Genomic DNA, 12,803 nt, shown 5'->3' with positions numbered 1-12,803 from the left:
CGGCACGACCCTCATCGAAGACGTGTCGGTGCCGCGCAGCGCCATGCCCGCCATGTTCGACGAGATCGCCCGCATCGAGAAGGCCTACTCGATGGCGATCCCCACGGTCGCTCACGCGGGCGACGGCAACCTGCATCCGAACTTCATCTTCGAGGGCGCAGAGCCTCCCGCTGAGGTCTGGGCGGCGGCGGACGAGCTGTTCCGGGCCGCGATCGCGCTCGGCGGCACGCTGACCGGAGAGCACGGCATCGGAACGCTGAAGAGCCGCTGGTTGGCCGACGAGCTCGGAGACGACCAGTGGGAGCTGCAGCGTCAGATCACTCGGGTGTTCGATCCGCTGGGAATCCTCAACCCCGGCAAGGTCTTCGCTCCCGATGCCTGACATCCACGTCAGCGCCGCGGTCATCGTCGATGACGCCGGCAGGGTGCTCGTCGTGCGCAAGCAGGGCACGACGCGCTTCATGCAACCCGGCGGCAAGCCCGAGCCCGGGGAGACCCCGTCGCAGACGCTGATCCGCGAGCTGCACGAAGAGCTCGGCCTTCGCCTGGATGGGGGCGATCTGGAGCCGCTCGGCACGTTCGTCTCCGAGGCGGCCAACGAGCCCGGTCACCGAGTCGTGGCCGACGCGTTCTCGGTGTCCATCGCCGCGGCGGAGGTCGTCGTCCAGGCGGAGCTCGCCGAGCTGCGATGGATCACACCCGCGGATGCCGAGACGCTGCCGCTGGCGCCGCTCAGCATCGAGCACCTGCTGCCGCTGGCGTGGCCGACGATTCGGCCCTGAGAGCCGACCGCGTCAGATCCCCTGCCAGCTCGGCTTGTTCGCGAAGGTGTAGCGGTAGTAGTCGGCGAGCTTCAGCCGGGACGCCGCGGCCTCGTCGACGACGACGGTCGCGTGCGGGTGCAGCTGGATCGCCGAACCCGGGAGGATGGCCGACAGCGGCCCCTCGACGGCATCCGCCACGGCCTGTGCCTTGCCCTCTCCGAAGGCGAGCAGCACGAGGTGCCGAGCGCGAAGGATCGTGCCGAGCCCTTGGGTGATGCAGTGCATGGGCACGTCGTCGATCGAGTCGAAGAAGCGAGCGTTGTCTTCGCGGGTCTGCTCGGTGAGGGTCTTCACGCGCGTGCGCGAGGCGAACGACGAGCCGGGTTCGTTGAAGCCGATGTGTCCGTCGGTGCCGATGCCGAGGATCTGCAGATCCACTCCTCCGGCCGCATCGATCGCGGTCTCGTAGTCGTCACCTGCGTGCTGGATGGTGGCCTGTGCGCCGTTGGGCACATGGATCCGTCGCGGGTCGAGCCCCAGCGGCTCGACGACCTCGCGGGTGATGACCGAGCGGTAGCTCTCGGGATGAGCGGGGTCGATCCCCACGTACTCGTCCAGGGCGAAACCGCGCACCTGCGAGACGTCGCGACCCGCGAGCCTGTCTCGCAGCGCCTTGTAGACGGGGAGGGGCGTCGAACCGGTGGCGAGGCCGAGCACGGCATCCGCACGTCCGTCGATCAGCTCGACGATCTCGGCGGCGACGAGGGCGCCTGCCGCTTCTGCGTTCTCGACGATGACGACTTCAGCCATGGGAAACGGTCTCCTTAGAGGGGGTGGTTGCGCCGACGACCGCGGCCCCGAAGGCCGCGGCGGGAGAGCCGGCAGGGAGCAGTTCGATCCTGTCGTCCAGGTGGAGCGAGCGCATGAAGGGCGAGGCCTCGGCATCGGACCGGAGAGCGTCGCGGATGCCCGTGTAGAGCCTGTCGCCGAGCGAAGTGAGGCCGCCGCCGATGATCACGCGTTCGACGTCGGCGGAGAGCACGAGCGCACGCACCGCCGCGGCCCCGCCGTGGAAGAGATCGGCGCGGAGCGCGAGCGCCCGTTCGTCACCGGTGTCGGCTGCGTCGAAGATGTCGCGCACCGGGAGCGCACCGGGACGATCCCAGGCTCGGGCGAGCGCGCCTCCGCCGCAGAAGGTCTCGATGCAGCCGCGCTGTCCACAGCCGCAGAGACGGCCGTTCGGGTCGACCGAGAGGTGCCCGACCTCGCCGGCCGTGCCTCGCGCGCCACGCCAGATCGTGCCGTCGACGACGATCCCGGCAGCGACCCCGGTGCCGAGATTGAGATAGGCCATCGACCCGTCGACGCCGCGCAGCACCGCAGCCCCGAGGGCGGCCGCTTTCACGTCGTTCTCCACGCGGACGGGGATACCCAGCTGTCGACCGGCGCGCCCGGCGAGATCCAGGGACTCGACGCCGAGATTCACGGCATGGAGCACCCGACCGGTGTCGGCGTCGACCAGCCCGGGGATCCCGACGCCCACCGATCTGACCGACGAGCGAGCGAATCCTCCCTCGTCGGCGAGCGCATCGACCGTCTCGAGGATGCTGACGACGACTGCCTCCTCACCCCAGCCGGTGGGTCGGCGCAGGCGCGCCAGAATGTCTCCGTCCGCGGACACCGCGACGGCATCGATCTTGGTTCCGCCGACGTCCAGGCCCACTCGTATGGGCCGACCGGACAGGTCGACGGCGAGCGCATCCGTCATCGGATGGTGCCCCTGCTCGTCTTCGGCTCGTGGACGCGGTCGCTCCCGCCGGTACGGATCACGAGACGCCCAGCTGGCTGGACAGCACCATCACGGCGGCACCGCGCAGGACGATGTCGTCCTGGTGTGTGCGGCGGATGAGCGCGTCCTCGAAGACGCCCTCGAGCGTGCGCGCGTGCAGGGTCTCGACCGCGGCGTCGATCAACACGCCGTCGAGCAGATCCTCAGGACCCGAGAGCACGACCTCGGACAGATCGAGTGCCGCGACGATCGGGGCGATCGCGATGCCCATGCGGGTGCCCGCATCGCGGAGGATCTCGTCGCGCGATCCGGGGGCGTCTGCGATGGCGGGACGCAGCCGCGTCTCACTCAGCCACGCTTCGAGGCAGCCGTCTTTGCCGCACGCGCAGCGGGGTCCACCGTCGGTGCCCACGACGACGTGGCCGATCTCGCCCGCTGCGAAGCGACTGCCGAGCAGCGGCTGGCTGCCGGTGATGACGCCGGCTCCGACTCCGCGACCGATCTTGATGAGCATGAAGTCGGCCTTCGCCTCGCCGAACGTGTACTCGGCGAGCACCGCGGCGTTGGCGTCGTTGCGCACGAGGACCGGCAGATCGAGATCGACGCCCAGCTTCGCCTCGAGAGGGAGATTGCTCCACCCGAGGTTGGGCGAGCTGAGCACGACGCCGTCAGGACGCACGACACCGGGGCTGCCGATCCCGACGCCGAGGATGGGCTGCGTGGCCGTATCGGCGAGCGCTCGGGCCAGCTCCAGCGTGGCGGCGTAGGCGGCGTCGCCGTCTGCGCTCTCGGGTCGCGGCACCTCACGGCGCTCGAGCACGTCGCCGTCGAGGCTGAGCAGAGCGCCGACGAAGGCATGGGGGCCGGAGAGATCGATCCCGATGATCTGGTGCCCGACTCGGTCGATGTCGATGAGGATCGGAGGCTTGCCCGGTCCGACCGTCTCGCGCACTCCCATCTCGACGACGATGCCGTCGGAGATGAACTCCGCGACGAGGTCGGAGATGGTGACCCGAGTGAGGCCGGTCTCGCGAGAGAGGTCCGCTCGACTCATCGCTCCCGAGTGATAGAGCGTCTGCAGCACGAGCGCGCGGTTGTGACCGCGAGCGTGTTCCGGGAGCACCTTCGAGCGAGAGCGCAGGTGGCGCCCCGGGCCGAAGGCGTGCGCGCTCGCGGCGACGTAATCTGGCGACGTCGAAGGACGCGATCCATCCGATACGGACATGTTTGTTAGTAGACCTTACGAACAAAAATTTCGCAACCCCTGCCACAGTTAGCACAGGGAGGGTTACGGAAACGTTACATTATGCCGAGAGTACTCCGGCGGCGGTGCCCGACGAGTCCGCCAGGCCTTCGACGAGGCCCGCGACTATCGCCTGCCGCGCCTCGCGTGTCAGAGGCTTCCCCGGCACTCCAGGACGCCTCTGCACGGGCGTCGGACCGTCGAGAGGACGATACCGCACACCGGACTCGGCGAGGCGTCTGAGATGGACGGGAAGACGTCGCGCGAACCCCTCATACGAGGGTGGTTCGCCGCCGTCCCACAGCCGTTCGGCGATCGCTGCGAGACGAGGGAACATCGCGAAGTCGACCCGATCTCTCGTCGGGAGGTGCTCGGTCCACACGTTGGCCTGTCCGCCGACCGCGCCGTCCTCGATGCGCAGCGTGTAGGCCTGCTCGATCGGCAGCGGCGGGCCGACCCGGATCGGCTCCTCCGCCGACTCCGACTGGGGGTAGTCGAGATACACCTCGAGGTCGGGGCACGCGATCACGGGGATGCCGCACCTCAGCGCCTCGCGCATCGCGACGGGACCCCGCCACGCGAGGATCCGCACACCCTCGGGGACATCGCCCTCGAGCACCTCGTCCCATGCCAGGGCGATGCGCGCACGGCTGCGGAGGTGGGCGACGAAGTGATCGGTGAACCAGGGCTGCACGTCGTGGGGAGTCGCGAGACCGAGCTCGCCCATCCGCTCGCGCGCAGCGGCGCTCTGCGCCCACTCGGTGACCGGCACCTCGTCGCCGCCGATGCCGATCCACGGAGAGTCGAAGAGGTCGCACAGGGCGTCGATCGCCGCGCGCCCGAACGCGAGGGCGTCATCCGTCGGCGCGAGGGTGCGAGGGTTCACGCCGAAGTGCGACCACGGCGCGACAGCGCGCTCGCTCGCATCCGTGTTGCCGAGCGCGGGGTACGCGGCGAGCGCCGCCTGGATGTGCCCGGGCAGTTCGACTTCCGGCACGACCGTCACGAATCGCTCCGCGGCGTAGGCGACCAGGTCGCGCAGCTCCGCATCCGTGTAATGACCCTCGTGCAGCCCCGGCACCACTGTGGCGTGCGGCCCGTGGCCCCGCTGTGTCTCCTCGCGGCGCGCGCCCACCTCTGTGAGCAGCGGATAACCCGGCACCTCGAAGCGCCAGCCCTGATCGTCGGTGAGGTGGAGGTGCAGCACCGTGAGATGGTGGTCGGCCATCAGATCGACGAGTCGCATCAGGTCCTCGACCGGGCGGAAGTGCCGCGCGACATCGAGCATGACCCCCCGCCAGGTGTGAGCCGGAGCAGACTGCCATGTTCCTGCGGGGATCCGAGCGCGATCGGAGCCGGGCTCGCGCAGCTGCCGGAGCAGCGTGACGCCCCGGAACACGCCCGCCGCGCTCGCCCCCGCGACGTCGATTCCGTCGGCGGTCACCGTCACGCGGAATGCCTCGGCGCCGACACGCCCTCGAGCGAACGGCTCCCCCGCGAGAGACTCGTCGATCCTCAGCGTGATCGCGGATGCCGCATTCCCGGTTTCGAGATGCTCGCCGAGACGGGATGCGCTCGCGACGAGCGCTTCCGGGGCCGACACCGGGGTGTGAACCGTCCACTCGAACGGCTCGGCAGCGGGATCGATCACCGACGGGATGTTCGGGACCGGGGCACGATGCGCGGCGGGCGTCATTCGCAGCGCTCGACCCGGTGTCGCACCGGACGCGTGTCCCGCCAGCACCACCGGCACACCGCCGACGAGCACCTCGTCGACGCCGATCGGCGCCTCGTGGGGAGCATCGAAGGTCGCCCCCGCCGTGATGGTCTCGGGATCGAACAGCACGAGGTCGGCCGTCGCTCCCTCGCGGATCACACCCCGCGGCGCGTCACCCCGGTCGAGGCCCAGCCGCATCGCCGGCGTGCCGGACAGGTGCTGCACAGCCTGTTCGAGGGAGAGCACCCCGAGTTCTCGCACGTAGTGCCCGAGGTAGCGCGGGAAGGTCCCTCGGCCCCGCGGATGCGGTCTCGCGCCGATCAGGATCCCGTCGCTGCCGCCGCTGTGCCGCGGGTGCCGCATGATCGTGCGGACGTTCTCCTCGTCGCCGATGTGCATCAGGATGCCGGTGGCCCCCGCATCCTCGAGGATCGTGTCCAGCACCACGTCGACCGAGCGCCTGCCGGACGACTCGGCGATCTCCGCGACGGTCCGTCCGACGAGGTCCGCGAGTTCGGGCGACGAGGTGCCGGAGATCTGGATGGCCGACCAGTCGGCACGCTCCCCGTGGAAACCGTCGCAGCCGATCTCCTCGAGCTCGACGCGGACGGTCTCGCGTCCGCTCTCATCGAGCGCAGCGAGGGTCGCGAGCAGGTCGCCGCTCTCGGCCAGTCGGCTCGGAAGCAGCGCCGCGAGCGTGGTGGCACCGGGAAGATAAGGGTAGGTGTCGAGGGTCACGTCGACGCCGTCGTCGTGCGCCTCATCGACCAGAGCGAGCAGCTCTGCTGCACGCCCGCGGTTCGGAGCGAAGTTCATGGTCGCATGCGTGAGATGGATCGGGCACCCGGTGCGACGGCCGATGTCGAGCGCCTCCCGATAGGCGTCCAGGGCTCCCCCGCCGTAGCTTCGGGTGTGGGGCGCCCAGTAGCCGCCGCGTTCGGCGACGACTCGGCAGAGCGCTTCCAGCTCCGCCGTGTCGGCGTACATCCCCGGGGTGTAGGTCAATCCGCTCGACATGCCGAACGCGCCTGCGTCGAGCGCCGCGCCGAGGATGCCGGACATCGCTGCGATCTCCGCAGGTGTGGCCGCCCGGTTCTCGTGACCGACCACCATCATGCGCAGATTGCCCTGCGGCACCAGGACCGCGGCGTTGCCCACCGCGGCCGAGTCGATCGCAGCGAGCAGGTCATCCATCGAACGCCAGGGGACGGCGGGCGGCATGCCGTTCCAGCCCGCGATCTGAGCCGGGATCACCGCCGCCGTCGCGTCGTCCAGCGGGGCATAGCCGAGCCCGTCCTGGCCGAGCACCTCCGTCGTGACGCCCTGGAGGATCTTCGCGTCGTGGGCTGCTCCCTGCAGCACGGCCAGCTCGCTGTGCGCGTGCATGTCGATGAACCCGGGAGCCAGCACCCGCCCCACCCCCGCGACCTCCACCGCATCCGCCGGCAGTTCCAGGACCCTCTCATCTCCGTCGCGGATCACCGCGACGATGCGGGCTCCTTCGACCGCGACGTCGGCCGCGAACCTCTCGGCTCCGGTGCCGTCGACCACGGTGACGCCTCGGTACACGCGCACGGGCTTCTCGGTGCTCAGAAGCATGTCGCGACCGCTCCGATCACCCGGGGGTCCGCCGCATCCGGGTCGTCGATGACCGCCACCACGCGCCACTTGTCGAAAGCCGTGCAGGGATGCGACAGCCCGAGACGCACGACGTCGCCGACGGAGACATCCGCCCCGTCTGCAAGAGCGAGGAAGGCGTGCTGGTCGTTCAGGGCCGTGATCCGCCCCTCGACCGATTGTGGGACCGGCAGGTCGAGGTCGAACGGCACATCTCGACGGCCCGCGTCCAGCAGTGCGAGTCCCTCTTCGGGCTGCGAGACGACGCGCGACCACGCGTGCATGGCGGAACGCAGCGGCGCCGTCGATGTCAGGGCGCCGAACGGCGACATGCGCGAGTAGAAGCCGTCGTCGTGGATCTGGAACGCACCCGACCGCAGCACGATGTCGGCATCCGCTCCGTGAGGGGCCAGGATCGCCGCTGCCCGGTCGGGGAAGGCGCTGCCTCCTGCGCTGAGCACGGGCCGAACGCCGGGCGGATACTCGAGGCGACGGTGCAGGTCGACGAGTGTGGACAGATAGGCGTCGACGGCGGCGACAGACGCCTCCGACCGGTCGGGACCGAACGGTCCTTCGTAGCCGGCGACTCCGGCGAGCCGCAGACCGGGGGCCGCGACGATCGCCTGGGAGATGCGCTCCCCCTCTTCCACGCTGCGTGCGCCCGTGCGCCCGCCCCGGCCACCGAGTTCGACGAGCACGTCGAGAGGACGCTCGGCGTCGTGAAGCGCGTCGGCGAGGATGCCGACGGTCTCGACGGAGTCCGCCCAGCAGAGGATCCGGAGATCGGCCGCCGCAGCGAGCAGAGCGCCGAGGTGGTGCGCGGCGCCACGATCCGTGACGGCGTTCGCGATGAGCACGGTGGAGACCCCTGCCTCCACCGCGACTTCGGCCTGCCACGGCGTCGCGACGGAGATCCCCCATGCGCCGGCATCGAGCAGCCGCTGCCAGAGCGCCGGCGCCATCGTCGTCTTGCCGTGCGGTGCGAGGACGACTCCCTGTTCCGCCGCCCAGGCGAAGACGGTCGATTCGTTGTGGGAGAGCGCCGCCTCGTGGACCGTCAGCACCGGCGTCACGAGATCGGACAGGTGCAGGCCCGCGTCGGGTACCTCCGACAGCCGCAGCCCCGCGGAACGCGGAGGGAAACCCTTCGCCCAGGTGCCGAGAACAGGATCCGGGATTTGTAGAGGCATCTAACAAGGCTACTAGGCTGGTCGCATGACCGCGAAGATCCGAGTGTCGACCGACGCCGCCCCCGCTCCCGCTCACACCTTCTCGCAGGGGATCCGAAAGGGCCCGATCGTGCAGGTCTCCGGGCAGGGCCCTGTCGACCCCCAGACGAGCGAATACCTCTTCCCCGGCGATGTCGCGGCTCAGACCACGCGCACGCTCGAGAACGTCAAGGCGATCGTCGAGGCATCCGGCGCGACATTCGACGATGTCGTGATGCTGCGCGTCTACCTGACCAAGCGCGAGGACTTCGCGATCATGAACGACGCGTATGGCGCGTTCGTGACAGCGCACACCACCAGCGGGGTCCTGCCTTCGCGCACGACCGTCTTCACGGGCCTCCCCCGCGAGGAGATGCTGGTCGAGATCGACGGCCTCGCCGTCATCAGCGACTGACGCATCGGGAATTTCCGCGGTCCACGGACCGTTGCCTCCTCGTTATCAGCGATCGCGTAGCATATCGCTAAGGACACGTGAGAAACCGGGGGGTGAGTTCGTGACCGATCTGATCTCAGCGCAGGATGCGAAGACCGAGAAGCTGACCGAGGCGACCGCCTCCGGCGACCAGCCGAATCCTGTCGCGCCCGCCGACTCCGGCGACGCACCCACCGACTCCCAGCCGCCGCGCAGCGGCGACCAGGAACTCGCCTGGGCGCCGATCGAACCGGCTCCCAAGAAGAAGCGCCTCGGCCTGTGGATCGGCCTCGGCGTGGGCGCGCTGGCCCTGGGCACGGCCGCCGCCTCGATGATCCTGATCGCGCCGGGCACCACGGTCGCCGGGATTCCCGTCGGCTGGCTCACGCCCGGTGCCGCGGCCGACACGATCCAGGCCCACGTCGCCGATGCAGAGGTCACTCTGACCGGAGCAGGCGGCGACACCGTGCTGACGGGAGCGGATCTCGGCGCCGAGATCGACGCGACCGCACTCGCGGACGCCGCTTTCGCGGAGCGTCCGCTCTGGAACGTGACCGCCTGGATGGGTGAACCCGTCGCCGGCGAGATCACTCTCGATCCCGCGACGGCCGAGGCCGCGTTGCGTGAGGCCGTGCCGTCGAGTTTCGAAGACGCGGTCGATGCCGGCGTCGTCTTCGACGCCGCAGGCGGTGGCTACGCGATCACCCCCTCAGCCACCGGGACGGCCGTCGACCTCGACGGTCTCACCGCCGCCATCGTCGACACGATCGCGGACGGTGGCACGAGCCTCGAGTTCTCCGGCGACCCGGCCGAAGCCGCGCCGGCGATCACTGATGAAGATGCCACGGCTTTCGCGACCTCACTGAACACGATGCTCGGCTCGATCGGCTTCTACATCGGCGAAGAGCGCACGGTGCCCGTGGACGCGGCGACCGCCTCGACCTGGATCTCCGTCGTCGACGACGGTGGCGAGCTCAGCGTGGTCGCCGACGAGGCTTCGATCCAGGCGACGATCGATGCCCTCCCGGCGGCCGTCGACCGGGCCCCGGTCAACGCGACGAACATCGTCGATTCGGCCGGCAAGATCCTCCGCACCGAGGCCGAGGGAGTGAGCGGTCGCGCGATCGGCGACACCTCTGCCCTCGCATCAGACGTCGCGACGAAGCTCGAGGCCGGCGAGGGCATCTTCCCCATCGAGGTCACCGAGACGCCGTTCGAGTCCGTCAACCTCGTGCGCAAGATCGATGTCGACCTCGGGTCGCAGACCGCGACCCTCATCGAGAACGGCGCGGTCGTGCGCTCCTGGGCGATCTCCTCGGGCAAGAGCGCGACACCCACCGACACCGGCAACTTCCGCGTCTACGCGCACGTGCGCGAGCAGACCATGAAGAGCCGCGAGCCGGACGGCTCGATCACCGAGACGCCCAACGTCCCCTGGGTCACCTACTTCAACGGCGACGAGGGCTTCCACGGCACCTACTGGCACAACGACTTCGGCAATCCCCGCAGCCACGGTTGCGTGAACATGCCGATCGATGTCGCCCGGTACGTCTACGAATGGTCGCCCGTGGGCCTCGAGGTCGCGGTCCACTACTGATCCCCGCTCTCACCGAGCAGATCCCCGCACGCGACGCGTCGTCGATTCCGCGGAGGGATCACGCGAAGAAGGGGCCGGATGCTCTCGCATCCGGCCCCTTCTTCTGTGATCTGCGTCAGCTCAGCGCGTCGACGATGCCGTTCAGCGTGGTGGACGGGCGCATGACTGCGGTGACGAGCGCGTCGTCGGGGCGGTAGTACCCGCCGATCTCGACGGGCTTGCCCTGCACGGCGTTGAGCTCGGAGACGATCTTCTCCTCGTTCTCGGCGAGCGTGGCGGCGATCGGTGCGAAGGACGCGGCGAGCTCGGCATCCTTCGTCTGCTTCGCCAGCTCCTGCGCCCAGTACAGACCCAGGTAGAAGTGGCTGCCGCGATTGTCGATCGTGCCGAGAGCGCGGCCCGGGGAGCGGTCCTCTTCGAGGAACGTTCCGGTCGCCGCATCGAGGGTCTCCGCGAGGACCCGGGCCTTCTCGTTCCCGGTGCGGTCGGCGAAGTGCTCGAGCGACGCGGCCAGCGCGAAGAACTCGCCCAGCGAGTCCCACCGCAGGTAGTTCTCCTCGACGAGCTGCTGCACGTGCTTGGGGGCCGATCCGCCGGCGCCCGTCTCGAAGAGGCCACCGCCGGCGAGCAGCGGGACGATCGACAGCATCTTCGCGCTGGTGCCGACCTCGAGGATCGGGAACAGGTCGGTCAGGTAGTCGCGCAGCACGTTGCCCGTCACCGAGATGGTGTCGAGGCCGTGGCGCATCCGCGCCAGCGTGTAGCGAGTGGCTTCCTCGGGAGCGAGGATCGTGATCGTGAGGCCCTTGGTGTCGAGCGTCGCGAGACCCTGGTGCACCTTGGCGATGATCTGCGCGTCGTGCGAGCGGTTGGCATCGAGCCAGAACACCGCGGGCACGCCCGTGGCGCGAGCGCGGGAGACGGCGAGCTTGACCCAGTCCATCACCGGGATGTGCTTCGTCTGCGTCGCACGCCAGATGTCACCCGCGCCGACCTCGTGCTCGATCAGCACGGTGCCCTCGCTGTCGAGCACCTGAACAGTGCCTGCGGCGGCGATCTCGAACGTCTTGTCGTGGCTGCCGTACTCCTCAGCCGCCTGGGCCATGAGGCCCACGTTCGGCACGGTGCCGATCGTGGCGGGGTCGAGCGGGCCGTTGGCGATCACATCGTCGATGACCGCCTGATAGACGCTCGCATACGAGGAGTCCGGGATCACCGCGAGCGTGTCGGCCTCGCCGCCGTCCTTGCCCCACAGCTTGCCGCCGTTGCGGACGAGCGCGGGCATGGAGGCATCGACGATGACGTCGCTCGGGACGTGCAGGTTCGTGGTCCCCTTGTCGGAGTTCACGTACGAGAGACGCGGCCCCTCGGCGATGGCCCTGTCGAACGCTGCGGCGATCTCGTCGCCGTCGGCGATATCACCGAGGCCCGAGAGGATCGAGCCGAGACCGTCGTTGGGGTTGAGTCCCGCGGCGGCCAGCTTGTCGCCGTACTGCGCGAACACGTCCTTGAAGAACACCTTCACGACGTGACCGAAGATGATCGGGTCGCTGACCTTCATCATGGTGGCCTTGAGGTGCACCGAGTAGAGGACGTCGTCGTTCTTCGCCGTCTCGAGCGTCTCGGCGAGGAAGGCGTCGAGGTGCGCGGCCGAGAGGAACGTCGCGTCGATGATCTCGCGCGGAAGGACCTTCAGCCCCTCCTTGAGGATCGTGACGGTGCCGTCTGCGGCGGTGTGGCGGAAGCTCAGGACGTCGTCATGGGCCGCGACCCAGGAGCGCTCGTTGTGCTTGAAGTCGTCGTGACCGAGCGTCGCGACGCGGGTCTTCGATCCCTCGGCGAACGGCTTGTTGCGGTGCGGGTGCTTCTTCGCGTAGTTCTTCACGGCCAGAGGTGCCCGACGGTCGCTGTTCCCCTCGCGGAGCACAGGGTTCACCGCTGAGCCCTTGATGCGGTCGTAGCGGGCGCGGACGTCCTTCTCCTCGAGAGAAGTCGGCTCGTCCGGGAAGTCGGGGATGTCGTAGCCCTGGGCCTGCAGCTCGGCGATCGCGCCCTTGAGCTGCGGGATCGAGGCCGAGATGTTCGGCAGCTTGATGATGTTCGCCTCGGGGAGCGTGGCGAGGCCACCGAGCTCGGCGAGGGAATCGCCGACCTGCTGCTCCGGGGTGAGCTTCTGCGGGAATGCCGCGAGGATGCGTCCGCCGAGCGAGATGTCGCGGGTCTCGACCTCGATGCCCGCCTGCCCCGTGTAGGCCTTGATGATCGGCAGGAAGGAAGCGGTGGCGAGAGCCGGAGCCTCGTCCGTGTAGGTGTAGATGATGGCGTCGTCGGTCACCAGGAGGTTCTCCGTTCGCGAGGGCATATTTGTCTCGATACCAAGATACCTGAGCCGCTCCCGACGCACGTTCGCCGGGAGGCGGGGTGGACATCGACTT

The 12,803-nt window shown here is 69.3% G+C and carries 9 protein-coding genes and 1 pseudogene; 4 read left to right on the top strand and 6 right to left on the bottom strand.

Going from position 1 to position 12,803, the window contains the following annotated elements:
* Position 1: 1 nt before the first annotated feature.
* Positions 2 to 382: pseudogene (locus AKG07_RS17345) on the top strand (FAD-binding oxidoreductase); the annotation flags it as partial.
* On the top strand, positions 375 to 782 hold the full coding sequence (locus AKG07_RS17340; protein WP_053095396.1) for an NUDIX hydrolase: 408 nt from the start codon (positions 375 to 377) through the stop codon (positions 780 to 782). The pseudogene AKG07_RS17345 and the gene AKG07_RS17340, both read left to right, overlap by 8 nt.
* A 12-nt stretch (positions 783 to 794) precedes the next feature.
* Here AKG07_RS17340 and nagB read toward each other — a convergent pair whose 3' ends face one another.
* The 5 genes from nagB to AKG07_RS17315 all read right to left on the bottom strand — a co-directional run bounded on the left by nagB (position 795) and on the right by AKG07_RS17315 (position 8,320).
* Entirely contained in the window at positions 795 to 1,574 is a 780-nt protein-coding gene (nagB, locus tag AKG07_RS17335) for a glucosamine-6-phosphate deaminase (protein ID WP_053095395.1), read from the bottom strand.
* A complete protein-coding gene (locus AKG07_RS17330) occupies positions 1,567 to 2,532 on the bottom strand; it encodes an ROK family protein (protein ID WP_171821895.1) in 966 nt (321 codons plus the stop codon). Before AKG07_RS17330 ends, nagB begins: the two co-directional genes overlap by 8 nt.
* A 58-nt stretch (positions 2,533 to 2,590) precedes the next feature.
* Positions 2,591 to 3,778 carry an ROK family transcriptional regulator gene (locus AKG07_RS17325; protein ID WP_053095394.1) on the bottom strand — a complete coding sequence of 396 codons (1,188 nt, stop codon included), beginning with the start codon at positions 3,776 to 3,778 and terminating at the stop codon, positions 2,591 to 2,593.
* A gap of 79 nt (positions 3,779 to 3,857) precedes the next feature.
* Positions 3,858 to 7,112, bottom strand: coding sequence for a family 20 glycosylhydrolase (locus AKG07_RS17320; protein ID WP_053095393.1), 3,255 nt, complete (start codon positions 7,110 to 7,112; stop codon positions 3,858 to 3,860).
* A complete protein-coding gene (locus AKG07_RS17315) occupies positions 7,103 to 8,320 on the bottom strand; it encodes an alanine racemase (protein WP_233277294.1) in 1,218 nt (405 codons plus the stop codon). The genes AKG07_RS17320 and AKG07_RS17315 overlap by 10 nt, the downstream gene beginning before the upstream one ends.
* Positions 8,321 to 8,345: 25 nt before the next feature.
* On the opposite strand from AKG07_RS17315, the gene AKG07_RS17310 reads away from it, so the two are divergent.
* Both AKG07_RS17310 and AKG07_RS17305 read left to right on the top strand, forming a co-directional pair.
* The gene (locus tag AKG07_RS17310; protein WP_053095391.1) at positions 8,346 to 8,753 is read left to right on the top strand and encodes a RidA family protein; all 408 of its coding nucleotides are present in this window, start codon (positions 8,346 to 8,348) and stop codon (positions 8,751 to 8,753) included.
* Between the two features lie 100 nt (positions 8,754 to 8,853).
* A complete protein-coding gene (locus AKG07_RS17305) occupies positions 8,854 to 10,368 on the top strand; it encodes a L,D-transpeptidase family protein (protein WP_230101198.1) in 1,515 nt (504 codons plus the stop codon).
* Between the two features lie 115 nt (positions 10,369 to 10,483).
* Here AKG07_RS17305 and AKG07_RS17300 read toward each other — a convergent pair whose 3' ends face one another.
* Entirely contained in the window at positions 10,484 to 12,703 is a 2,220-nt protein-coding gene (locus AKG07_RS17300) for an NADP-dependent isocitrate dehydrogenase (RefSeq protein ID WP_053099401.1), read from the bottom strand.
* Positions 12,704 to 12,803: the final 100 nt, after the last annotated feature.

The sequence above is a fragment of the Microbacterium sp. CGR1 genome (assembly GCF_001266755.1).
Lineage (GTDB): Bacteria > Actinomycetota > Actinomycetes > Actinomycetales > Microbacteriaceae > Microbacterium.
Note: the sequence above shows the minus strand (reverse complement) of the source record. Positions and strands in the feature narration are given on the sequence as shown.